Here is a 22,741-nt window from a genome sequence, read left to right on the forward strand (position 1 = left end):
ATTCGTTGACGCCTATGACTCACGTAGACATCATTGATCGCCTACTCGACCACTACCGGCGGCCACGCCACTATGGCGAGCTGGCCGATGCGGTGACATACACCATTGGTGTGCCCGAGTGCAGCGATACGCTCACCGTCTATGTACGCGCTGCGCCGGACGGTCGCCTCGAGGCGCTGCAATTTACCGGCCAAGGGTGTAGTGTCAGCATGGGTACGGCCTCGATTGTGATGGAACAATTGCAAGGGGCGACGCTCGCCGATCTGTTGGCGCTCGAGGAAGCGGCAGCGGTGAACATTGTCGGTGCTGAGATTATGCAAGCACGGCCCCGCTGCGCAACGCTGGTCTTCAGTGCGCTCAAGGCGGTAGCCCGGCTGATTAACCGTCCGGCGGATACGTAACGGTTACACGCAGAGGTATTCGGCAAGCAAGGCTATCATATATAGCATGCGGCAGTGAAACTGCCGCACTTCACAACGAGGGCGTCGCTAGACAATGCCGGATGGATTACGTCCACATCACCATGCACGAACAGCGAACGTGAGAGCAAGCCAACCTTATGACAGAACTCCTTGATCTGATCGGCCATACGCCGCTGCTGCCGCTCCACCGCGCGGTTGAATTACCTGCTGGAGTAGAGCTGTACGGCAAGGCAGAATGGTACAACCTCGGCGGTTCGGTAAAAGATCGGCCTGCGCTCTGGATGATTCGGGATGGTGAGCGGCGTGGTCTGTTGCGTCCGGGGATGCGGATTGCCGATGCAACGAGTGGCAATACCGGCATTGCGTATGCTACGATTGGCGCGGCGTTGGGGTACGGAGTGACGCTCGCGATGCCGGCCAATGCTAGCCTAGAGCGGCGGCGGATTTTGCGCGCACTCGGCGCTGAACTCATCCTTACCGATGCAGGTGAGGGTATGGATGCGGCGATTGCCACGATTCGGGCGCTCGTTGCCGAGCATCCTGATCGTTACTTCTACCCCGACCAGTACAGCAATCCGGCTAACCCGCAAGCCCATTACGAGACGACTGGGCCTGAGATCTGGCAACAGACTGATGGCCGCATCACCCATTTTGTGGCGGCATTGGGCACCAGCGGCACCTTTATGGGCACCAGCCGGCGTTTGCGCGAATACAATCCGGCTATTCGCTTGATAGCCGTGCAGCCTGATAGCCCGTACCATGCTCTCGAAGGCGTGAAGCACATGGCTTCTACCAAGTTTGTGCCGGCGATCTACCGGCCTGAACAGGCTGACGCTATCCTTGAAGTGCGCAGCGAAGATGCGTTTGCGATGGCGCGCTGGCTAGCGCGGCGGGCCGGTTTGTTAGTCGGTATCTCGGCGGCGGCCAATGTGGTCGCGGCAACGCGAGTGGCTCGTGAAGCTGGGCAGGGGGTGGTGGTGACCATCCTGTGTGATAGCGCCAATCGTTATCTTAGCGAACGGTTTTGGGAAGAGCCGGGGTTTGCAGAAGGGGCTGGGATCTAAACGCAAAGGCGCAAGGTATGTGAAGGACGCAGAGCTGTTATTTGGATGGTACGAGCATGCTTATCACCCTTTTTCTTGCCCTTCGCATTCCCAGTGCGCTTGGTGACTTTGCGGTTTCCCCTTGGCGTTTCCTGCGTCTTCGCTCTCGCGATGTGGTCTTTCGTTAGGCTTCTTTTTCTGAACTAGTACGAGCAAGGTGGTTATGACCCTGATACTGCCGGCGAAGGCAGTGGCGGCGATAGTCGCCCATGCCGAAGCGACCTATCCTGACGAATGCGTTGGTTTGCTGGTAGGAACGCTCAACGGCGAGCAGAAGACGGTTTTACAGGTGGTGACGCTCGAAAATCGCTGGAGTGGGCAAGTGCAACTAGCACCAACCGATGATCCTACCTCGCGGCGCGATCGGTTCTATCTCGACCCCCGCGATTATCTGCGCGCCGAACGCGCTGCTCGCGCCGCCGGATACGAGATTATCGGCTGTTATCACTCACATCCTGACGCCGATCCAATACCGTCGGAACGTGACCGGATTGGTGCGCAGGCAATTGGTGGTTCAGGCTTTTCATTTGTGATTCAGGCGATTCGCAATGGCGTGGCTGCTGAACTGACATCGTGGCTGTTGGTGAATGAAGGGGTACGCTTTATTGCGGAAGAAGTGCAGATCGCGCCGGCTGCATGAGCTATGTCATAACAGGCGATAGATTTGAACATAAAGGAGCGTCATCTATGGCAGTAACGGTAACGATCCCAACGGCACTGCGCCAGTATGCGGCAGGCAATGCTAGCGTCAGCCTTGAGGCCAGCGACGTCGGCAACTTGATCCGCGGACTTGTTGAGCTGTATCCGGCGCTGGGCCGCCATCTGCTCGATGATCAGGGCCGGCTGCGCAGCTTTGTCAATCTTTATGTTGGTGATGAGGACATTCGCTACCTCGATGGGGAAGCCACGCCGCTACGTGATGGTGATACGGTGAGTATTATTCCGGCCATCGCAGGGGGAGGACGGTCATGAGCGAGGTGACTCTCTCGAACGAAGAGATTGCCCGGTATTCGCGCCACTTGATTATGCCCGAAGTGGGTATGGCCGGGCAGCGCCGGCTCAAACAGGGCAGCGTGCTGCTGATTGGCACCGGCGGGCTGGGTTCGCCGCTGGCGCTCTATTTAGCGGCGGCGGGGGTCGGCCATATCGGGCTGGTAGATTTTGACGTAGTTGACGCCTCGAACCTTCAGCGCCAGATCGTCCATGGCACCAGTACCGTTGGCATCGCCAAGACCGAGTCGGCCAAGCGCCGGTTGCACGATCTCAATCCATATATTGAAATTACAACCTATGAGACCCGGATCACCTCGCAAAATGCGCTGGAATTGATGCGTCCCTACGACGTAATCGTTGATGGGACTGATAACTTCCCTACTCGTTATCTGACCAACGACGCTTGTGTGCTGCTGGGTAAGCCAAATGTCTACGGTAGTATCTTTCGCTTTGAAGGGCAAGCGACGGTCTTCTCGCCGCGCGATGGCGGGCCATGTTACCGCTGTCTCTACCCCGAGCCGCCGCCGCCGGGGTTAGTGCCAAGCTGCGCTGAGGGAGGTGTGTTGGGAGTATTGCCCGGCGTCATTGGTACGATACAGGCCACAGAAGTGATAAAATTGCTCACAGGCATTGGCGAGCCGTTGATTGGCCGGTTGCTGCTCTACGATGCGCTAGCGATGCGCTTCCGCGAGCTTAAGCTGCGCCGCAACCCGTCATGCCCGGTCTGCGGTGATCAGCCAACAATCACTGAGCTGATTGACTATGAGCAGTTTTGTGGTCTTGTGCCAGAGGAGCCAACGTTGTCGAACCAATTTGAGATTACACCCCGTGAACTGGCCGAGTGGCTAGAGCAGCCTGATCGTCCCTTTTTGCTCGATGTTCGTAACCCGTATGAGGTTGCGATTGCCTCAATTCCCGGTACCGACAAGTTGATCCCGATCGATCAGTTGCCCGAACGGATCAACGAGCTTGACTCGGCACGCGAGATGGTTGTCTACTGCCGCAGTGGCGCGCGCAGTGGCCGCGCAGTCGAATTGTTGAAGAGCGTCGGTTTTCGGAAAGTCAAGAATCTCGTTGGCGGTATTCTGCGCTGGGCCGATGAGGTCGATCCGTCATTGCCGAAGTATTAGACGCCAAGGTCGCAAAGGCGCCAAGGGCGCGAAGATGTTTTGGGGTGGGCAAAAGTGCGCCTATCAGACCCTATCCAATAGCTTTGCGTCCTCTGCGTGCTTTGCGCCTTTGCGTTTGATTATCCTCTGCGTGCTTTGCACCTTTGCGTTTGATTATCCTCTGCGTCTTTGCTTGCTCTGCGCCTTAGGGTATTGGAGTAGACTATGATCGGAATTATTGGCACTGGTTGGGGGGCGCGGGTACAAGTGCCGGCGTTTCGCGCTGCCGGGTTGGTGGTGACTGCGCTGGCCGGTAGTAATCCGGCCAAGACCGCGCGGATCGCGCACGAGTTGGAAGTTCCGTTTGCAACTGCCAATTGGCACGAGGTGTTAGAGCGATCTGATGTACAGGTGGTGAGCATTGTCACGCCGCCATATTTGCACCGTGAAATGGCGGAAGCGGCATTGGCTGCCGGCAAGCACGTGCTCTGTGAGAAGCCAACCGCGTTGAATGCCGCCGAGGCGGAGGCGATGCTGGCTGCGGCGCAGGCTCACCCTGCCCAATTGGCCCTGATCGATCACGAACTGCGCTTCTTGCCAGCCGTGCAGGCGGCGCGAGCGCGGTTAGCGGCTGGCGATATTGGTGAGGCGCGTGCCGCTGAAGTGCGCTTCATCGCAAGCGGGCGCGCTGATCCGCAACGACAGTGGGATTGGTGGAGCGATCGCGCTGCCGGTGGTGGCGTGTTGGGGGCGATTGGCTCACATCAGATCGATCTGTTGCGCTTCATCCTAGCTGATGAAGTGACGCAAGCGCAGGGATTGGTGCAGACCTTTATCACGCAGCGGCCTGATGCTGCCGGCGTTCTGCGCTCGGTGACGAGCGATGACTACACTACAGCGACGCTGCGTTTTGCCCGTGGTGCAGTAGCAACGTTGACGGCGATGGTCGTGGCGCGCACGAATGAGCCGCTCTCGGTGACGGTCTATGGCAGTGCCGGTACCCTACGTTTCAGTGGTGGAAGGTTGTTCATCAGTAGCGATGACACGTTCCACGACGTAACCCCGCCGCATACTGTCGAGCTGCCGGCAACATTGAATGGTGAGTTTCCGCAGGGTACGGTCTACCTCGGCCACGCATTGCGGACGGCGCTCGCTGGCCAGCGCGAAGCGATTGCTTCGGCGGCAACGTTTGCCGATGGGTTGGCGATCCAGCAGGTACTCGATACGATCCGGGGGGCGTTGGTGTAAACTACGAGGGGAATTCATGCGGTTGATCTTGTAGCTGAGAAGGGAGCGGCTTGTCAGTCGCTCCTTCGTTTTTTGGCTTCTGAATTGAGGAAAGAATTTGTCTTTCAATATATGGAGACTGCTCGGCTGAACGGGCGGCGGGGTAAGAAAAAAACAACTATTGGAACGCCAACTTATGGGTCGAATTGCAGCAACGATTCATACGCGAGGCTATGTATCCTCTTGACAGATACCCCTGCGCTGTCGTACAGTAAAGCACACGCGGAAAGGAGGCCAACGATGGCCACGGCGTACCAACATGCCCTCGAGCAAGACGACCGGCGCTTGGCGCTGCTATGCAAGGCGCTCAGCCATCCTGCGCGTGTGCAAATTCTCCGTTACGTGATGCGTCATCCCGGCTGCATCGGCAATCAAATCCTCCTGCATATGCCCGATGATGGTCCCCACGCCCAGTCAACAATTTCCCAACATTTGCGTGTGCTGCGTGAGGCTGGTCTGATCGATGCCTACGATGACGGCGCGGCGGTCTGTCACTATGTGAATCCTGAAAATCTCGCGTGGTTGCGTGCATATCTGGAGCAATTGTCATGACTGTATCGCTGATGGCAATCCTTGAACGACAGGTAGCTGCTGCTGAACAGGCAGTCATGGCGAGCACCGGCGGCGCGGCATGGTGCCAGTTGCAACGCGATGGCCGCGTGACTGGCGGTGTTAAATATGACGAAGGGCGGTTGGCGGCGTTAATGGCTGCGCGCCGCCGTTTGCGTAGCGCCGATCCGGCGACGTGGGCGCAAGCGCTGGCCGAGGAGCTGGCTCAGTGGCAGCAGGCGCTGGCGGAAGTGCAAGCGCAACCGAAACCGGCAATGCCTTGGCTGGCCTACCGGCAAGGCGGGGTTGATGCGTTAACGGCTCTGCAAGAGGCAGCAGCCGGCAGTATGGCACACTAATCCCCAAGCAGCGGAGCAACATCGTGCTATTAACTGGTGTGCGCGGCGCGCAAGAGACATTGCTGATCCGGGTGCGCGGCGGCGCAGCGCCGGCTGCGTATGCCGTTGAATTAGAGATCATTGATGGCCCGCGGGTCGGTGGGTTAGCTCAGATCGATCAAACCGCGTTGCTGGCACTCCCCGATCCTGATGCGTATGGGTTGGCATTAGGCCAGAGTCTCTTGGCCGATCCAACGTTGGCCCAATTTGTGGGTGAAGCATTGGCGGTTGTGCGCGCTGGCGGGCAATTGCTACGTGTGCGGCTCGATCTTGATCCGGCGCCAGCGGCATTGTCCGAGATAGCATGGGAACGGCTCTATGCACCGGTCGGCGCTCAGTGGCAACCGCTGGCGTTGCTGGGCGATACGCCGTTTGCGCGCCTCATTCCTGTGCAACGCTGGGGCGGGCCGCAACCCTCCGCCCGCCGTCCGCTGCGGGTCGTGTTTGGCGCCGCCTCGCCGTCGAACCTGCCGGCGTTTGGGCTTGATCCGATGGATCAGGCTGATATAGCTGCCGCTCAATCACTGTTCGATCGCGCCGAATGCGCTGTAACCGCATTCATCAGTGGCGCGCAATCGCCAACGCTCGCCGCGCTTGCTGCGGCATGGGCGGAAGCTGATGTGGTGTATCTGCTCTGCCATGGACGGGTGACACCGGCGGGTGCGGTGCTCTACCTTGAAGGCGATGATGGCAAGGTTGATCCAGTGACGACGGCGCGACTGGTCAAAGCCGTATCAACGCTCGCTTCGCCGCCGCCATTGATTGTGCTGGCTGCTTGTGAGAGCGCCGCTCGCGCAGCCTTCGATTCCTTTGGCCCATTGGCGCAAGCGTTGGTTGTAGCCGGCGTGCCGCTGGTGCTAGCGATGCGCGAACGGCTGCAAGCGACCACTGCGCGCATACTGATGGCGCACTTCTTCGCGCGGTTATTTGCCCACGGCCAAGCTGATCTCGCCCTCAATGAGGCGCGGGCGATGGTCAGTGAACGGTGGGACTGGGGCGCGGCAACGCTGTTGAGCCGCACCGTCGATTGCACCGCTATTGTCTTCCCAATCGACCAGACGTTACAAGCCGGAATGGCGCTGCCAGAGGCGGCTGGCCAGATGCTGACCATCGCGCGGCGGCAAGCGGCGGGCACGTCCTTGATCGACGAATTGGAAGCTCTGTTACGCGAATGGGAGACGCGCTATAGCGTGCTGGCCGAGTATGGCAGCCGCTTGCGCCGGTTGCCCAACGATCCAGCCCGCTTCAGCGATGAATTCGCTACCGTCTACAACGATTTCAAAGACCTTTACGACCGCGAAACGTGGGCCGACGAAGAGGCGTTGTTGCGCCGTACCATCAAGGTGGCGAGCAATGCGTTGAACCAACTAGCGGGAGCGCTCGCGCCATCTGAGCAAGCGCAGCTCAATGCGCTGCTCCAACAACACATTGCGACGCGCGCCGGGTTGATCGATACGCTGCGCATTGTCTTCAATCAACTGAATGATGCCTTTGACGCAATGAATGCCTTGGTGGCGGAAGGTGATGTCATCGCGGCAGTCCGCCGTAAACACGAAGTGACGGCCCACTTCAGCGACGGCCTTGCCGAGATCCGTGAACGACTGCGCTCGCTAAGCCGCGATGTGACCCACGTGAGTGCGGCGTAAGCGTGATCGGTGCTTGGGGCGATGGCGCTGATTGAATAGCCGCAAAGAGACGCAAAGAGGCCACATTGTTCCTAAGGTTGCGCTGTTTGCATCGCTTCGCGGTTATACCAACTGCTCTTACAACCGCCCGGCTACATGCCCAATCGTCACATCCTCGACTGTCACGTAGGGTGGCAAGGCAACGATGGCTGCAATCGTCGCAGCTACATCAGCCGGTTGCAACATATTCGCCCGCGACCACTCGCCGGGGATAGCGTCCCAGATCGCGGTATCGGTAGCGGCGGGCAACACCGAACAGACCCTGATCCCGCGCGGGCGCAGCTCTTCACGGATAGCGGCGGCAAAGCCGAGCGCGCCGTGCTTAGCGGCGACATACGCCGACCAGCCCGGAAAGGCTTGGCGGGCGGCGACTGAGGCAATATTGATCAGCAAGCCGCCGCGATCCATGTGCGCAGTGACCTGCTGCGCCACCAGAAAAAGGCTCGTCAACTGCACCCGCAAGTGTTCTTCCCACTCGGCGAAGCTGATTGCCTCAAGCGGCGCCACCAGCGCCCCGCCGACGCTATGCACCGCCACATCGAGCCGGCCATTGCCGGCAGCGAGCGCGACCGTCGCGGCAACCTGTTCTGGGTCGGTGACATCGCATGGCGCAACAACGCATTCCGCGCCGGCGGCAATGGCTTGCGCCGCTACTGCCTCAAGTGCCTCCCGGTTACGCGCGGCGAGGGTTAATCGGGTGTTGGGTTGGGCCAACGCCAGCGCAGTGGCGGCGCCAATCCCGCGTGATGCACCGGTAATCAGGATTGATCGCATAGTTCTCTTCTTCTAAATAGACGCAATGTTCAAACGCAAAGGCGTAACACTTCGATCACGGCAGCCTGTCAGCGAAGGATTCTGCTCGTTTGGCCCCTCCCAACCTCCCCCCACACCCCCACTGGGGGGAGGTGCTGGAACGCTCCACGCGCCCAGATCCAAGGACGAGTCAGGCAAAAATCGACAAATTATTAATTCCCGTTGCGCTCTTTGCGCCCTTCGCGCCTTTGCGTTTGAACCTCTGCGCCCTTTACGGAGCCGGACAGCCGTCCGACTCGACAGTGCCTGTCCTATCGCTCTTGCCGGTTGCGGTCAATGTGGGCCATAAACTCGGCCCGCGTCTTCGGGTCTTCGCGGAAGGCGCCGCGCATCGCCGAAGTGACCATGCGCGCATTCGCCTTTTTAACGCCGCGCATCACCCCGCACATATGCACCCCTTCAGCAACCACCGCCACTCCCGCCGGTTCGAGCGCCTCATTAATCAGATCGGCAATCTGCACCGTCATTCGCTCTTGCACTTGCAAGCGACGGGCAAACATCTCGACAATGCGCGGGATCTTGCTCAGTCCCACCACTTTGCCATTTGGAATGTAAGCAACGTGTACTTGGCCGAAGAACGGCAGCATATGATGTTCACACAGGCTGTAATAATCGATATTCGTCACAATCACCATCTCGTCATACGCAACGCTGAAAATAGCGTCGTTAATTAACGCCTTGGGATCAATATGATAACCGGCGGTCAGTTCGGCGTACATCTTGGCTACGCGCGACGGCGTCTTTTGCAAGCCCTCGCGGTCAGGGATTTCACCGATCGCGCTGAGGATAGTACGTACCGCTTCTTCGATCCGTGGGTCAGAGGTGAACGACATGCCCTCAAGTTTGCCGCGACCCGGAATAATTAAGCTGCCGTAATGCTCTTCGTCAATATCGTGATCGTGGACTGGATGATAGCCATTACTATTACTTGACATAAGAAAGTTTCTCCGTTGCAGTGATAAGAAGCCCACCCGTTGCGCTTCCGAGCGAAATCTTGTATGAGGCAGACAGACCATCAGGCCTGAACCAGTGTCGGACCAGCGTAGCTAAAGATATTCTTGCGCGTCTCCCACAGCCGCAAGAGGGCGAGGCGACCTTCTAGTCTCGGCGCGAGTTCGTTCCAGAGATAGATGATGATGTTCTCAGCGGTTGATGGCCGGTTGGCGAAGGCGGCAATCTCGTTGTCGAGGTGGTGCAGGTGCAGCGGGTCGATCACCGAATGTACCGTTTGATCGAGCCATGCCATATCAACCAGCATGCCGGTGGCTGGGTCAATCTCACCTTGCACGGTCACTTCGAGCGTGTAGTTATGGCCGTGCCCATTGGGATTGTTGCACTTGCCGTAAATTTCACGGTTCTCTTCATCATTGAGAGCCGGCGCATGCAGCCGGTGAGCGGAAGCAAACGTGTACAAGCGCGAGAATTGCGTTTCGCCCACCCCATCATAATCAGCCCACAAATCGGGCTGTTCGTAGAGGCGCAGATGTGCCAGCCGGGCATGGGTCGGCAAGCGAGCGGCAATCAGTCGCCAAAGCACCCGGATGAAGTTTTCGGTCGTCGGCACCTGATCGCGAAAATACGGCGTATCGAAATTGAGATGCTTGTGATCGAACTCTTCCAGCACCTCGTTAACGATTGCCTTAAGTTCGGTCATATTCATAACCATGCCAGTTCGTTCGTCGAGCTGGCCGGTGATGCTAACATCGAGGGTATAATTGTGGCCGTGACCATACGGGCTGGTGTACGGGCCAAAGACGCGCTCGTTCTCGGCAGCGCTCCAGTCGTCGCGCCAGTAGCGGTGAGCGGCTGAAAATTCAAAGCGACGAGTGGCAATAACCATAACAGTAATCCCTTCCGAATGTTGACCATCGCTGTGTCAACCATCGCGGTCTAAAATCTCTTCCCTATAGAACGGTACCATGGCTCTGAAAAAAGTCAAGATGTTCGTGGTAAAAACGCACAACCTTTGCACAGTACCGGTGGCCGATCGCGGCTTGCGCTGCCACAAGCGAACGCGATATGCTATAATGCGCCACACCCGGATTGTGGGCGGCGCATAAGCGTCGCAGTTGTGCTGGTCTCTTCTAAGGAGCGATAATGAAGCTCACATGCATGCAGGATGATCTCAAGCGCGGTCTGGCCGCGGTGAGCCATGCCGTCGCAGGTAAAAGCTCGACGTTGCCGGTGCTGGCGAATGTATTGCTTTCGACCGATGAAAGCCGTTTGAAATTGACTGCCACTAACCTTGAGGTTGGCATTAACCGCTGGATTGGCGCGCATGTGTTGCAAGACGGTGCGGTAGCAGTGCCGGCGAAGTTGTTGGCAGACGTTGTGGGAGGCCTACCAAACGATAAAGTGACGTTGATGCTTGATGTGAAGACACAAACGCTGCGCGTCGAGTGCGGGCGCTTTGTCAGCAATATCAAAGGGGTTGATGCTGACGAGTTTCCATCGCTGCCGACGGTGAGCGTGCGCGCGTCGTTGGTGAGCTTACCGGCGGAAGTATGGCGCGCGGCGATTGAGCAGGTGGCGTTTGCCGCTGCTTCTGATGAGTCACGTCCGATTTTGACCGGCGTGCTGGTGCGCACCCGCGACCAACAGATCACGCTAGTCGCTGCCGATGGCTTCCGCTTGGCGATGCGCGCGATTCACGTGGCCGAGCCGATGGCTCACGCTGTTGATTGTCTCATCCCGGCGCGCACCCTCGCCGAACTGGCCCGCATTATCAGCGATATTGAAGCTGAGGTGGCGATGGTCTATACACCGGGTGGTAGCCATGTCCTGTTCCATACTGAAAATATTGAGGTGGTGTCACGTTTAATTGAAGGGAGGTTCCCCGATTTCGAGCGAATCATCCCGCAGCAATACTTGACGCGCACCGTGCTTGATAGTAACGAATTGGCCAAAGCGGTGAAGTTGGCGTCATTCTTTGCCGGCGCTAGCCAGAACGTGGTGAAGCTAAAGATCGAACCGGCTGGCGAGTTTGGGCCGGGCAAGGTTATCCTGAGCGCCAATTCCGCCGAATTGGGCGATAATACCAGTGAGCTTGACGGCAGCGTGACTGGTGAAGGCGGCGTGATCGCGCTCAATGTGAAGTTTTTGGCCGATGCGATTGCGGCGGTTGGCTCGAACCAGATCGCCTTCGAGATGCAGAGTTCGCAAAGCCCGGCGGTGTTTAAGCCGGTGGGGCAAGATGGCTATATTCATATCGTGATGCCGATGAGTATGCGGTAGCGTTACAATCTGCTTCAGTGGTCGAGGAGTTGGCTGTGAGTGTGACGACGCTGATCATTGTGCATACTGTGTCGCTGTTTCGCGACGGTTTGCGCCTTGCGTTATCGGCAACACCTGATTTTAAGGTGGTAGGTGAAGCCGGCAATGGCCAACAGGCGATCCAAATGGTCGATCAAGTCGATCCTGATCTCGTGTTGATGGACATCGATCTGCCCGGTGTCCATGGGCTGGAAGTGGCGCGGGCGATCAAGCGGAGTCATCCTCACGTTGCCGTGATTTTATTTGGGCCGGTCAATGATGGTTCAGCCGTGGTGAAGGCAATCCGGGCTGGTGTGTCGGCATTTGTACCGCCGAGTATCGAATTCCCTGATTTGCTAGCGACACTCCGACAAGTGCGGCGCGGCGAGTATCCGATTAACGATCTGGTGTTGTCGTCGCCTGAGGTAGCGGCGACGGTGCTAGCGGTGTTTCGCCAGATGGTTGGCGATGATGATACGCAGACCGTCTTCTCGCCGCTGTCGGCGCGCGAGCTTGAGGTGCTCGAGCTGGTCGCCGCTGGCCGCACGAATCGCGAAATTGCCACCCAACTCGATATTAGCAATCAGACGGTCAAAAACCATATTTCATCGATCCTGCGTAAACTGGCTGTCAATGATCGCACGCAAGCGGTTGTCTATGCCATGCGGCGCGGCTGGATCAAAGTCGTGCTGCCCAATGGCTCGTAAGACCCGATGCTGGGTTTCTTTGTCAGCGTTGTATCCGGTTATTGGCCGGGTGCAACACAGGAGACGTTTGTGAGGCGTTTCCGTTTTGCTCGCCCCTGCCTGTTGCTAGTGTTGCTGGGCGTTCTATTGGCCGGATGCGATCTGATTCCTGTTGGCGAAGAGGAGCGGATTTCGAACATTGAGACGATTGTAGCCGGTACGCCGTCGCCTACTGCAACGGCGACCGCTACCGCGACGGCGACCGCCACTCCAACCGTTACTCCAACCAGTGGCCCGTCGCCGACGCCAACCGCCACGGCGACACCGACGGCAACCCCCTTGCCCCCGACACCGACACCCAATCCGGCGCTGGCTGGGTTTAGCTACTGTACGCAAGTAGCCGGTTTGCCAGCCAGCCAGTTCTCGGCAGTATTGCAAGAGGTGCGGGTGAGTGGGAATCCTGCCTTTGAACAGCTTGATCTCCTCTTTGAGTTGAGTCCCGATTCGCCGCCAATCGGGGCTGCGGTGCGTTGTCTTTCCTTGGCTGATGCCCGGATTGTGCCGGCGACCGCGGCTCTCAACGCGCCGTATGCCTTGCAGATCGATCTGTCCGGCTGGATTCGCGATGACCGGTTTGCTGCCTCAGTTACGGCCCAGACGATCGCCTTCACCGGCACTCGGACCCTTTCGCAGGCGCTGGTGCTGGTTGATCCACAGGCCAATACCGGTGCAACGATCCTGTTGCCGCTGGCTGAGCCGGTTCCGTTTCGGGTGACGCTGGCACCGAATCGTTTATCGGTGGCAGTGGCTCGTTCGGCCACATTTGGGATCGCAAGCGATCCGCTACGGGTGCCGGATGGATCTCCACCTCGCGAACTAGAGCCGATCTATTTCCTCTTTGATGGCGATATTTGGTCGCTTGATACGGGCGTAGCATCCGCCGGCGAAGGGATGCAACGCCGGCTGGCCGGCGCTATCAACTTGACCGATTCCACTGAGACGGAGACGTATCTGGCGGTGAGCCCGCGGGGTGATTATCTTGCCTTCTGTCGCGCTGAGCCGGGCCTTGATCCGGCAGATGCAGCGTTAGCGGTTCCCTCCACCCTATGGCTGTTGCCGCTGGCTGGCGGTGAGGCTCGTCTGCTGGCTCAGGTTGGCGTCAGTTGCGCCGAGCCGGTCTTTAGTCCCGATGGTTTAGCGGTGGCATTTGCAGTTGATGAAACAGGTGCGATTCCGACCCAGTGGGCCATCTATACGGTTCCTGTTGCCGGCGGCGAGCCGGTGCGAGTTGAGACGGCGCTCGATGAGTGGAGCCGGTTTGCGCCGCAGTGGTTGAGTGGCAACCGCTTGATCTACCGCGCCGAGGCGCCTGATGGTCGTAGCTCACTCTTCTTGCGCTTACCGAGTGGTGAAGTGCGCGATGTGGGTGCTGATTTGTTGACTGATGCCCGGCTGGTCGTGCGCTACCGCGGGTTTGGCGCGCTGATTGCCAGCCCTTCTGGCGAGTATGTCGCTGTCGAGGCGCTGCGCGCCGATGATTTCGGCGCTGACCTGCTTGTTCTCGATAGCGCTGGCCAGTTGGTCGAACGGATCGGCGAGCAGCGGGTGACGTTGCCGCCGGCGACGGCTACGCCAACGCGAACTCCAACCGCGACTCCTACTGCTACCCCGACGGTTACGCCCACCGGCACGGTGACGCCGCAACCGCCTACGGCAACGTCAACGGCTATAGCCATTCCTACCGCCACGCTTGAAGCATTGCCGCCGCAGCCGGTGCGCGAAGGGCCGTTCTGGACGCGCCCGCTTGGTTGGGATAGCGAGGGGCGTTTGCTCTACCTCACGACCTTGTGCGCAAGTGATCTGCTGCAAGATTACCAGCTCTACCGCTGGCGCGGCTTGCAGCGCAGCGAGTTGTTGGCAACTGGCCAGAGTTTAGGTGGGATTGGTCCGGTAACGGTGCGCCAACAGCAGCTTATCTATGCTGCGCTTGCGCAAGCTGGCGCTGGGCCGCGCGGCCCGCAGGCCCATAATCAGCGCTCACCTACGACGCTGTGGGTCTGGGATCTGGGCGATGGCGGGCGGGCGGCGCTGCTCGATCTGGCGCGGGGTGTGCGCGAGGTGCGTTAATGATGGTTGGAAATGGCTGCGAAACGTCGCAAAAGTGACAAAATCTTGGCTTGCGATTTGTTTTGACCATTAGCAGAGCAGCGCTGGTAAAGCAGCCGGGGCTGCTCTGCCTTATCTTCGTTCCAATCGCCACCAGATCACGATTAGGTCGCGCCCAAACAACATCAGCCTCGTCAAAAAATAGATCGCCCGGTAGAGCGGACTCTGCCTCACCTCGTCGTAATCGATCAGGACGAGGCGTGGCGGCTGCTCAGCGGTAAGCATCAGATTCTGCGAATGCAGGATAGTGCGTTTGACTAGAAAACTCCAGATCCGTTCAGGTAGATAGCGCAACTGCTTGCGGCGCTGGCGTTCGGCGGCGCTGGCGCTGACTCGGCCGTACAGATCGGGCAGGTGGCCGGTACGGAAGAGGCAGCTCACCGCTTGGGCAATGATGTGGCGGAGGTCGCGCCCGATTCGTCGGCGCTGAACCGCGTCCATTGATCTCCAGTCAATACTAGCCAAGACGCGCGCATCGGCGAGATACGGTTGGATCGCTAACGCATGTACAAACCCCGCGCTATCCCGGCTAAGCACGAAAGAGGTTGGGATAGCGTGGCGTGGGCCAAGGCAGGCGGCAAACCGCCCCGCCGTGCGTTGCATACGGCGAGCGTCGGCCAACATAGATGCTACATTGCGGCTGCCTAGTTCACCTTTGAGTTTAACTACGAATCGATGATCGTCACTGCGGTAGACATCCGTCTCGTTGCCGCCAGCGATGCGTTCAAGCACGTGATCAACGTCGATTGGTGCGAATATATCGTTGCGGTGGCGTTCCATACAGATGTTCTGTCCTCTTTACCAAATTGCATTGACAACAGAACAGACGAACGCCACCGCCAAAACGTTGCATCGTTAGCGATAGATCATCACGATGATCACTTGATACGGCGCCGGCATGCCTTCGGTGAGCTGGATACGGGTGGTTGTGATCGGTTGACGCGGATCATTGCTCATGATTTTTACCCGCGCTTGTTGTGTTGCGTTGAGAGGCCCGATCCACCGTGCATCAAGGTGAGCGGTAGCTGAAGCACCGGCAGCAATCTGCGCACTGCCCTCGCTTGCGATACTCAGCCACGCTTGTGGATTAAGCTGCGGACGTAACTCAATCACGAGGTCATTGCTCAGATCAAGCGGAGGGTAGCTATTAGCATCAAAATCGCAGGCGATGGTTTGGAAGCTATCAGTGAATTGGAGGCCAATAACTCCCATGTCATCGGTAATCACGTCAGCAACATCGCGGTAATGGAAGCGAATGACACCGTTTGGCTGGAGCAACGCTTGTACGCTCAATCTGCGTGTCGTGCCGTATAGTGGTACATTATCCCATGTCACCAATGTACCGGCACTCACCCGAGCAACGCTAATCTCGCCGCCGGCACTGCTGTCAAAATCAACGTGGAGCGGGGTAATTGCCGGTGCGTTGGTTTCAGCGAGCGGTAGACACGATGGGTTAAACGGAGTGCTAACACTGCTAAATGGAGCAAAGGCGAGAATGCCGTTGGCTCCCACGTACATAAAACGATGGAACTGACCGTCGAAGGAGAAATCAAAGCCGATATCAATCGCGTTGCTATTGTTGTCATCAAAGAGACTCAGTATCTGCCTACTCGCTGGCGGATCGATCCATCCGCCAGTCGGTCCATCAGGTTCATCACTCCGCCACACGCCATACGGTTCGTTATCGATGCGTAACGTATAACTGAGTGGAACATTGCCATCGTTGCGCAACGGTAGGTCAACGGTCACGGTTTGATTGAAATCAACCGTTGCTGTCACCAGATCGTTCAGCACCGTCAGTTTTGGCCGGAGCGGATTAAGGCTAAAGTTGAGCGTGACTGAACCACCGGTAGGCGGGGTAACACTTTGGCTTTGGGTGGTGAAGCCGCTAGTAGCAGCGGTGAGAGTCTGAGCCACGCCGCCGGGCACGACGAGGCTATAGGCGCCGGTTGCATTTGCTCTGACCATGGCGCCGAAGGCAGTGGTCACGGTGCCGGACAACGGCTGACCGGTTTCGCTATCAGTAATTGTGCCGCTGATGGTAGCATGGCTTGGTCGTGCCGGTACAATCATCGTCACCGGAATTGCTAATGGCGGATCGGTAAGATTGTTGGCGTAGATCAATATCCGTGCTGTATAGATACCCGGCCCAGCCACCTTGCGCGCATCGAGCGTAATAGGGATGGTTACATCACCACTACTGGCAAGACTAGCCGGTGTCGTATCAGACAGCACGAGCCAAGGTATGTTCACCCGCGCTGCGGCGACAGCAGCAAAAGCGTCAAGTCGTCCATGACCGTAGATATTGTTCGGGACAGTGTCGGGGCGGCAAGCGGCGTGTGTCGTTCCCATGTAATTGGGGTCATTCGTTATTGGCAAAGCATTTGCAGTGAGGAGGGTGTAGGTCGCATCGTAATTGCCAATCAACTGCGGGTTTGCCGACCAGAGCAAGGCCACTGCCCCGGCAACGTGCGGCGCAGCCATTGAGGTACCTGACATGCTAGAATAACCACTGGTTGCTACGGTCGATGTGATTTGAGCACCCGGTGCAACCAGATCAGGCTTCACCCGGCCATCAGTTGTCGGCCCAATCCGGCTAAAGACTGTCACACGGTCGTTGCGATCGGTTGCTCCCACCGCAACGACATCGGCGTAATCACCGGGCGAAGCAATAGAACTGCAACCGTAGTAATTACTATCTATATTACCTGCGGCAAAAACTACAAATATCCCGGCTGCGCGCCACGCGGCTGTATAGCCGATGTATACCGTATTGCCGCCGCTGCCGAATGACCACGAGTTATTCAAGATGTGGGGTCGCATACTCGGCCGCGGATTGTTGCCGTTCAGGTCGGTCGGCGCCAGCATCCATTGGGCAGCAGCGATGATGTCACTACTATTGCACGAACTCATGCTGCACGCCCGTGCTGCAATCCACCTTGCTCCCGGTGCAACCCCCATTGCCGGTTGGTCGGATGGATTGGCGACCATTGTTCCCATCACGTGGGTACCGTGACTGCCTGAGGCAACCGGTGCTAGTTGATTACCAACCGAATCAAACCAGTTGTAGTTGTGGTCAAATCCACTACCGCCAAGGTTGCCGCGGTATTGGTCAATCAGCGCCGTATGCGTGTACGCCACACCGCTATCAATGTTCGCTACTGTAATTCCGGCCCCGGTGACACCGAATTCACGCCAGACTCGATCGGCGCCGATTTGGGCGATATTCCAGCACACGTTGTTTGTGGTTGCGTAGCACGAAACGGTCGTTGTTGTTTCTGCCGGTGGCGTCATCTGCAACGTGTGATCGGCAGTGAGCATCGCAACGTCCGCATGAGCGGCGAGCGCATCAGCGAGTGCGGCATCTCCTTCAACCAATAAGGCATTTACGATCCAGAGCGGTGTGTAACGCACGCCAGCCGCATCAAGCATCGCCCGCACTGCGCGCTGGCTACGTTCGGCATGTTCAGTAAGTGTGCGATAGACATACTCGCCGCGTGCTGTCCAGTCGTGCATCAACAAGGCCGGGCCAAGATCAGGCCGGTCGGCAAAGAAGACGAGAAAGCGGGTGGGGCCGCGGTTAAGTTCTGCTTGTAAGTCGGGATCGACCCGTTCTTTCTGTTGCGGTAAGGGCACAGGGAGCGATGGCAGTGCAGCCATCCGAGCTGGGGCAATCGGTGGTGGAAAGCCAGCGTAGAGTAGCGGCGTAATCGGATTAGTGCCGTTGTTTGTAATCGTCAGATCAAGGGTGAGAGTACTACCGAGTTCGACGGTAGCGGCAAGGCTGGTAGGTGTGGCGCTAAGGGTGACCGGGTCGGCACGCACCGGTGCAGGAGGGGTAAGCGCCAGCAAGTTGGCAAGGCTCGTAATGATCAGCAGGATCAGCAGCAATCGGCGCTTCATAGGCGGTGATGATGATTATGATGTGACATATTAAGCAACAGTTGCTAATACATCATAGCATACTCGTCCTCCTGCAAGGGTTGCAGTTTTGTCATTGCACCGGCGCTTACGCTCGCACAACCACTAGAGCCTGCTATGTACGTTTGACCGTAACGGGAATAAACCGCTTCCGTATGAGGATCGCACTGGCCAGCACATGCACTCCGGCCAAGGGTTTTGGCAACCGCTCCTCATCGCGTGCCAACCGGCGAACGCGCGCCATTCATGGACGAGCGCGGTACGCTGGGCCTGTCGAAGCGTCGTAACGACCTCGGCCCTCAATAGAGACGGTGGGCCACGGCGGCAGATCGGTGGGCAGCATGCGCGTTGGAGCGACGTTGCATTGCAACGTCGCTACGCCCGTGTGGACGCTCCAACGCCATCCATTCACAACCTCACGCAGCGAGTGGTCGCGCTGCGGGGCGTCTTCAGTTATAAAGGTCAGGTAGAGAGCGATGAAGGCTCACGCCGCGTGGATAGGGTTGGTGTGTCATGCTGAACGCATCCCACGTTGATCTCCGAAGTGCATAACAGGTTCTAGTGATCCGTTGCGGTGCGCGGCAGCTCCGCGACTGCCTGCGATCTAGGTGGTGAAGGATATTCGGCAGCCCAAGCATCTTCGGGCAAAGGGCGCGGTAGCTCAGATACCGCCTATGATCTAAGTGACGTGGGATATTCGGGATTTTTAGGGCCGCGTGTCGTCGTTATTCGATGATCAAGGCCGATACCGTAGGGTTCGCCGGTACGTAGCGCACCGGAACGGTAGCGGCACGTTGAAAAACGGTCACCAATGATGGATCAATCAATTGTGCTTGCCGCAACCGTACTTCTGTACCGTCAGGCTGGCTGGTGACCAATTCCCACGCGATCACTCCCGGCTCGCCCTCAAAGGCGTTTTCGATCCAGCAATCGATCATGGGGGCGTCGGTGATGGCGGTTGCGGCCCGTAGTTGGCGGTGAAAGCTGTACCGGCGCCAGCCGGCAATGAGGCAAGCTGCGCCAATGCCAATCGTCATCAGGTTGATCGCGATGCTGGCCGGAATAGGAGCGAGGTGCGGTTGCAGCCAGATCAACGCCGCGATTGCGCCAACAATGAGACTGGCGCCAAGCGCGATCAGACCTGTGCCGCGGTCGAGCCGGCGCAACGCTTGTTGGGCGAGGTGAAATTGTTCGTGGCGTGAGATGATGGTGCGGCGGGGATGGGAGACAATCATAAAAGTGTTGGTGGTGACGGTTTGTTACGACGTTTCTCATATTGTATCGCGCACGCATTACCGTTAACATACCGTGCCCGCCACAAATCTGACGGGCACGGTGGCGACGCTAAAACAATCCAACGATATTCCCTTCTACATCAATATCAATCTGGTGGGCTGCCGGATGCGCGCCCAAGCCCGGCATGGTCACCGTCGTGCCGGCAATGGGTAAGATGAAACCGGCCCCGGCGCTGATTCGCACTTCGCGGATGGGGAAGGTGAAGCCTGCCGGCGCGCCGCGTAATTTTGGGTCGTGGCTGAGACTGAGATGGGTTTTGGCCATGCAGATTGGTAAGTCGCCGAAACCAGCGGTCGCAAAAGCGTCTAGTTGCGCGGCAGCGGTCTCGCTCAGCTCGATACTGGCAGCGCCGTAGACGCGGTGGGCGATCACTGCAATCTTCTCGGCCAACGGCATCTCCAGCGGATAGAGAAATTTCGGTTCGCGTGGGCCGGGCCGTTCGGCCACCTGCGCCACCAGCCGGGCCAGTTCGACGCCGCCGGCTCCACCTTCGGCGTAGACGTTGCTCACCGCCATGCCGGCAGCGCCGGCGGCAGCGGCAATCTGGGCCACGGCTTCGATCTCTGCTGGGGTGTCTTCGGGGTAGGCATTGAGGGCCACAATCACCGGTACCCCAAACTGGGCAATGTTGGTGATCTGGCGGCGCAAGTTGGCCCCGCCGGCCAATACGTCGTCGGGATTTTCTTGCAGCAACGCTTCCGGCAGTGGCTTGCCCGCCACAATCTCATATTTGCCGCTGTGCGCTTTGAGAGCACGGATGGTCGCTACTACGATTGCTGCATCGGGCCAGAGACCGCTTGCGCGACATTTGAGATGGAAGAACTTTTCGGCCCCGATGTCAGCGCCAAACCCGGCTTCAGTGACAACATACTCGGTGCAGCGCAGCGCAACCAGATCGGCCAGAATCGAGGAGTTACCCTGCGCGATGTTAGCAAACGGGCCGGCGTGGATCAGTGCCGGGGTGTTCTCGATGGTTTGCATCAGGTTGGGCTTGAGCGCCTCACGCATCAACACGGTCGCTGCGCCAGCGCCTTTAACATCTTCGGCAGTGACAGGTGTGCCGTCGCGGCGAAAGGCAACTACCATACGTCCGATCCGAGTGCGCAGATCACGCAGCGCCGCTTTAGCACCGGCACCGTTGACCATCGCCAAGATTGCCATCAGCTCACTGGCAACGCTAATGTCAAAACCGGTTTGGCGCGGAAAGCCGTTCTGCTTGCCGCCTAACCCGATCATGATCTGCCGTAAGAAGCGGTCATTCACATCAACGACTCGCCTGATCTCGATCCGGTCGGAATCGATGTCGAGCGGGTTGCCGTGGTACCAACTGTTATCCACGAGCGCTGCCAGTTGGTTGTGGGCTTGTGAGACGGCGTGAATGTCGCCGTTGAGGTGCAAAATGCTTTCGGCCAGCGGCACGATCTGGCTGTAGCCGCCACCGGCGCCGCCGCCTTTGATGCCAAATACGGGCCCTAGCGACGATTGGCGCAGAGTCACGGCGGCTCGCTTGCCGATCCGGTTGAGTGCCATCGCTAGCCCGATTGAGGTGGTGGTTTTGCCTTCGCCAAGCGGAGTTGGAGTAATGGCACTGACCAGAATGTAACGGCCGCGCGGGCGATCAGCATAGTCATCGAGAAAGGCGAGATCAATCTTGCCGCGGTAGCGGCCATACGGTTCGAGATACTCCGTGGGCAAACCGAGCCGTTCGGCAATAACGCCGATCGGTTCGAGCCGGGCTTCGGCAGCGATTTGGAGACTGGTTTTCATAAGGTTATTCCTCGTCGTATCCGCAAAAACGGAGCGCAGTGAGGGCAAAGACGCGGGTTGCAGCTTGCAAATCGGCAATGGTGACCGATTCGTTGGGCCGGTGCGCGTCGCGCACATCACCCGGCCCGTACAAGACGGTGGGGATGCCGGCGACATTCACCAGTAGCCGCATATCGGCGCCGTAGGTCATACCTTCGAAGACGGGCGGCGCGCCGCGCACGGCCTGATCGCAGCCCGCCAAGGTCTGCACAATCGGCGCGTCGAGCGGGGTGCTGGCCGGATCAAACCGTCCGCCCCACCATTCCAGCGTTGGCGGATGATCGCGCAGCCACGGGTCTTGAGTAGCAGCAGCGGCAATCGTCTGCTCAAGTTCGGCGCGAGCGGCGGCGGGGTCTTCACCGATCCCAATCCCGTAGCGGCCTTCAGCCACGAGCTGTTCGGCTTCGGATGAAGCCCACTCGCCGGCCCGCACGATCCCAATGCAGATCGCATTGGGGGTACGGTAGCGGGCAAACAGACCGCTAGGGTCGGCGGCCCGCAGCCGTTCGTTGCGGCGGCGTTCGAGGTCGAGGAGGGCTTGGTGGAGCGGCGCAAACTTCTCGATCGCGCTTACCCCCTCTTCGCGCACGCAGCCGTGGGCCGCCGCGCCATAGACGGTCAGGCGGAAGTTGTGCGCGCCGGCTTGGGCCGGCGCGACTTTGAGTTCGGTTGGTTCGGCGACGATCGCGGCATCGGCGGTATGGCCGCGCATAATGGCTGCCAAGGTGCCCAAGCCGCCGTCTTCTTCGCCGATCACACTCTGGATCAACAACCGTCCGCGTAGGCGTACCCCAGCGGCGGCAATCGCGCGCGCGGCAAAGATGGCGCAGCACAAGCCGCCTTTCATATCTAGCGTGCCGCGCCCATAGACTCGCCCATCGATGATGGTCGCTTGCCACGGGTCGCTGCCCCAGCGGCGATGATCGCCGGCTGGCACCACATCAACATGCCCGTTAAAGATCAGGCTGCGCCCACCGCGGTCATCGCCAAGCGTCCCCACCACCCCCAATGCCTGCTCGCGCGGCACTTCCCAACTACAGGCGGGGTGCGCGTACAACTGCGGCAAATCGATCTCCCAGCGATCGACGGCCATCCCTTGTCTGGCCAGCAGCGCAGCGACGTATTCCTGCGCTTCGTTTTCGGCGGCAGTACCGTCAAGGCTAGGGATGCCGACCAGCGCGGTCAGCGCCTCTAGCAAGCCAGCGTCGTCGATGGCAGCGAGCACTCGTTGCTCGGTTGGATGAAGGTCGCGCAT

The 22,741-nt window shown here is 58.6% G+C and carries 20 protein-coding genes; 12 read left to right on the forward strand and 8 right to left on the reverse strand.

All coding sequences use genetic code 11. The features are described 5' to 3' along the window. Nucleotides 1-14: 14 nt before the first annotated feature. The 9 genes from Q1A00_RS00265 (at nucleotide 15) to Q1A00_RS00305 (ending at nucleotide 7,507) form a co-directional block, all read left to right on the forward strand. A complete protein-coding gene (locus Q1A00_RS00265; RefSeq protein ID WP_298401346.1) occupies nucleotides 15-401 on the forward strand; it encodes an iron-sulfur cluster assembly scaffold protein in 387 nt (128 codons plus the stop codon). A gap of 158 nt (nucleotides 402-559) precedes the next feature. Beyond that, entirely contained in the window at nucleotides 560-1,486 is a 927-nt protein-coding gene (locus Q1A00_RS00270; RefSeq protein ID WP_298401348.1) for a PLP-dependent cysteine synthase family protein, read from the forward strand. 202 nt (nucleotides 1,487-1,688) lie between these two features. Then, nucleotides 1,689-2,165 (forward strand): M67 family metallopeptidase, encoded by a 477-nt coding sequence (locus tag Q1A00_RS00275; protein WP_298401349.1) that lies wholly within the window; start codon nucleotides 1,689-1,691, stop codon nucleotides 2,163-2,165. 47 nt (nucleotides 2,166-2,212) lie between these two features. Next, entirely contained in the window at nucleotides 2,213-2,497 is a 285-nt protein-coding gene (locus tag Q1A00_RS00280; RefSeq protein WP_298401351.1) for a MoaD/ThiS family protein, read from the forward strand. Further along, nucleotides 2,494-3,648 carry a molybdopterin-synthase adenylyltransferase MoeB gene (gene moeB / locus Q1A00_RS00285; protein WP_366144848.1) on the forward strand — a complete coding sequence of 385 codons (1,155 nt, stop codon included), beginning with the start codon at nucleotides 2,494-2,496 and terminating at the stop codon, nucleotides 3,646-3,648. Before Q1A00_RS00280 ends, moeB begins: the two co-directional genes overlap by 4 nt. A gap of 204 nt (nucleotides 3,649-3,852) precedes the next feature. Continuing rightward, nucleotides 3,853-4,875, forward strand: coding sequence for a Gfo/Idh/MocA family oxidoreductase (locus Q1A00_RS00290; protein ID WP_298401353.1), 1,023 nt, complete (start codon nucleotides 3,853-3,855; stop codon nucleotides 4,873-4,875). Between the two features lie 279 nt (nucleotides 4,876-5,154). After that, on the forward strand, nucleotides 5,155-5,466 hold the full coding sequence (locus Q1A00_RS00295) for a helix-turn-helix transcriptional regulator (RefSeq protein WP_298401355.1): 312 nt from the start codon (nucleotides 5,155-5,157) through the stop codon (nucleotides 5,464-5,466). Continuing rightward, on the forward strand, nucleotides 5,463-5,822 hold the full coding sequence (locus tag Q1A00_RS00300; protein ID WP_298401358.1) for a hypothetical protein: 360 nt from the start codon (nucleotides 5,463-5,465) through the stop codon (nucleotides 5,820-5,822). The genes Q1A00_RS00295 and Q1A00_RS00300 overlap by 4 nt, the downstream gene beginning before the upstream one ends. 23 nt (nucleotides 5,823-5,845) lie before the next feature. Further along, nucleotides 5,846-7,507, forward strand: a complete 1,662-nt coding sequence (locus Q1A00_RS00305; RefSeq protein ID WP_298490268.1) for a CHAT domain-containing protein — start codon at nucleotides 5,846-5,848, stop codon at nucleotides 7,505-7,507. Between the two features lie 117 nt (nucleotides 7,508-7,624). Here the strand turns inward: Q1A00_RS00305 and Q1A00_RS00310 are convergent, their stop codons facing one another. The 3 genes from Q1A00_RS00310 to Q1A00_RS00320 form a co-directional block, all read right to left on the reverse strand. Beyond that, nucleotides 7,625-8,320, reverse strand: a complete 696-nt coding sequence (locus tag Q1A00_RS00310) for an SDR family NAD(P)-dependent oxidoreductase (RefSeq protein WP_298401362.1) — start codon at nucleotides 8,318-8,320, stop codon at nucleotides 7,625-7,627. Nucleotides 8,321-8,610: 290 nt separating this feature from the next. Beyond that, nucleotides 8,611-9,294: a GTP cyclohydrolase I FolE gene (gene folE / locus Q1A00_RS00315; RefSeq protein WP_298401364.1), complete on the reverse strand. Its 684-nt coding sequence runs from the start codon at nucleotides 9,292-9,294 to the stop codon at nucleotides 8,611-8,613. Nucleotides 9,295-9,374: 80 nt separating this feature from the next. Next, nucleotides 9,375-10,199, reverse strand: a complete 825-nt coding sequence (locus tag Q1A00_RS00320; protein WP_298401366.1) for a 6-carboxytetrahydropterin synthase — start codon at nucleotides 10,197-10,199, stop codon at nucleotides 9,375-9,377. A gap of 257 nt (nucleotides 10,200-10,456) precedes the next feature. Here Q1A00_RS00320 and dnaN point away from each other — a divergent pair, with 257 nt between their 5' ends. The 3 genes from dnaN (at nucleotide 10,457) to Q1A00_RS00335 (ending at nucleotide 14,424) form a co-directional block, all read left to right on the forward strand. Then, the gene (gene dnaN / locus Q1A00_RS00325) at nucleotides 10,457-11,593 is read left to right on the forward strand and encodes a DNA polymerase III subunit beta (RefSeq protein WP_299754713.1); all 1,137 of its coding nucleotides are present in this window, start codon (nucleotides 10,457-10,459) and stop codon (nucleotides 11,591-11,593) included. 35 nt (nucleotides 11,594-11,628) lie between these two features. After that, nucleotides 11,629-12,318, forward strand: coding sequence for a response regulator transcription factor (locus Q1A00_RS00330; RefSeq protein WP_298401370.1), 690 nt, complete (start codon nucleotides 11,629-11,631; stop codon nucleotides 12,316-12,318). Between the two features lie 69 nt (nucleotides 12,319-12,387). Continuing rightward, nucleotides 12,388-14,424: a hypothetical protein gene (locus Q1A00_RS00335; RefSeq protein ID WP_298401372.1), complete on the forward strand. Its 2,037-nt coding sequence runs from the start codon at nucleotides 12,388-12,390 to the stop codon at nucleotides 14,422-14,424. Between the two features lie 111 nt (nucleotides 14,425-14,535). Here Q1A00_RS00335 and Q1A00_RS00340 read toward each other — a convergent pair whose 3' ends face one another. From Q1A00_RS00340 to Q1A00_RS00360, 5 genes are all read right to left on the reverse strand, one after another. Continuing rightward, entirely contained in the window at nucleotides 14,536-15,243 is a 708-nt protein-coding gene (locus Q1A00_RS00340; RefSeq protein ID WP_298401374.1) for a hypothetical protein, read from the reverse strand. 75 nt (nucleotides 15,244-15,318) lie between these two features. After that, nucleotides 15,319-18,366, reverse strand: a complete 3,048-nt coding sequence (locus Q1A00_RS00345; RefSeq protein ID WP_299754717.1) for a S8 family serine peptidase — start codon at nucleotides 18,364-18,366, stop codon at nucleotides 15,319-15,321. A 743-nt stretch (nucleotides 18,367-19,109) separates the two neighbouring features. Then, nucleotides 19,110-19,619: a hypothetical protein gene (locus Q1A00_RS00350; RefSeq protein WP_298483224.1), complete on the reverse strand. Its 510-nt coding sequence runs from the start codon at nucleotides 19,617-19,619 to the stop codon at nucleotides 19,110-19,112. Between the two features lie 109 nt (nucleotides 19,620-19,728). After that, a complete protein-coding gene (locus Q1A00_RS00355) occupies nucleotides 19,729-21,447 on the reverse strand; it encodes a formate--tetrahydrofolate ligase (RefSeq protein ID WP_298403685.1) in 1,719 nt (572 codons plus the stop codon). A 4-nt stretch (nucleotides 21,448-21,451) separates the two neighbouring features. Continuing rightward, nucleotides 21,452-22,741 (reverse strand): ArgE/DapE family deacylase, encoded by a 1,290-nt coding sequence (locus tag Q1A00_RS00360; protein WP_298403683.1) that lies wholly within the window; start codon nucleotides 22,739-22,741, stop codon nucleotides 21,452-21,454.

The organism is uncultured Chloroflexus sp., assembly GCF_938091255.1.
Lineage (GTDB): Bacteria > Chloroflexota > Chloroflexia > Chloroflexales > Chloroflexaceae > Chloroflexus.

Excerpts from the sequence above, each read along its gene's own strand:
- Q1A00_RS00295 (WP_298401355.1), top strand. The coding sequence starts at position 5,155 with ATGGCCACGGCGTACCAACATGCCCTCGAGCAAGACGACCGGCGCTTG.
- Q1A00_RS00345 (WP_299754717.1), bottom strand. The coding sequence starts at position 18,366 with ATGAAGCGCCGATTGCTGCTGATCCTGCTGATCATTACGAGCCTTGCC.
- Q1A00_RS00290 (WP_298401353.1), top strand. The coding sequence starts at position 3,853 with ATGATCGGAATTATTGGCACTGGTTGGGGGGCGCGGGTACAAGTGCCG.
- Q1A00_RS00340 (WP_298401374.1), bottom strand. The coding sequence starts at position 15,243 with ATGGAACGCCACCGCAACGATATATTCGCACCAATCGACGTTGATCAC.
- Q1A00_RS00265 (WP_298401346.1), top strand. The coding sequence starts at position 15 with ATGACTCACGTAGACATCATTGATCGCCTACTCGACCACTACCGGCGG.
- folE (WP_298401364.1), bottom strand. The coding sequence starts at position 9,294 with ATGTCAAGTAATAGTAATGGCTATCATCCAGTCCACGATCACGATATT.
- Q1A00_RS00310 (WP_298401362.1), bottom strand. The coding sequence starts at position 8,320 with ATGCGATCAATCCTGATTACCGGTGCATCACGCGGGATTGGCGCCGCC.
- Q1A00_RS00320 (WP_298401366.1), bottom strand. The coding sequence starts at position 10,199 with ATGGTTATTGCCACTCGTCGCTTTGAATTTTCAGCCGCTCACCGCTAC.
- Q1A00_RS00300 (WP_298401358.1), top strand. The coding sequence starts at position 5,463 with ATGACTGTATCGCTGATGGCAATCCTTGAACGACAGGTAGCTGCTGCT.
- Q1A00_RS00360 (WP_298403683.1), bottom strand. The coding sequence starts at position 22,741 with ATGCGCGACCTTCATCCAACCGAGCAACGAGTGCTCGCTGCCATCGAC.
- Q1A00_RS00350 (WP_298483224.1), bottom strand. The coding sequence starts at position 19,619 with ATGATTGTCTCCCATCCCCGCCGCACCATCATCTCACGCCACGAACAA.
- dnaN (WP_299754713.1), top strand. The coding sequence starts at position 10,457 with ATGAAGCTCACATGCATGCAGGATGATCTCAAGCGCGGTCTGGCCGCG.
- Q1A00_RS00270 (WP_298401348.1), top strand. The coding sequence starts at position 560 with ATGACAGAACTCCTTGATCTGATCGGCCATACGCCGCTGCTGCCGCTC.
- moeB (WP_366144848.1), top strand. The coding sequence starts at position 2,494 with ATGAGCGAGGTGACTCTCTCGAACGAAGAGATTGCCCGGTATTCGCGC.
- Q1A00_RS00280 (WP_298401351.1), top strand. The coding sequence starts at position 2,213 with ATGGCAGTAACGGTAACGATCCCAACGGCACTGCGCCAGTATGCGGCA.
- Q1A00_RS00275 (WP_298401349.1), top strand. The coding sequence starts at position 1,689 with ATGACCCTGATACTGCCGGCGAAGGCAGTGGCGGCGATAGTCGCCCAT.
- Q1A00_RS00355 (WP_298403685.1), bottom strand. The coding sequence starts at position 21,447 with ATGAAAACCAGTCTCCAAATCGCTGCCGAAGCCCGGCTCGAACCGATC.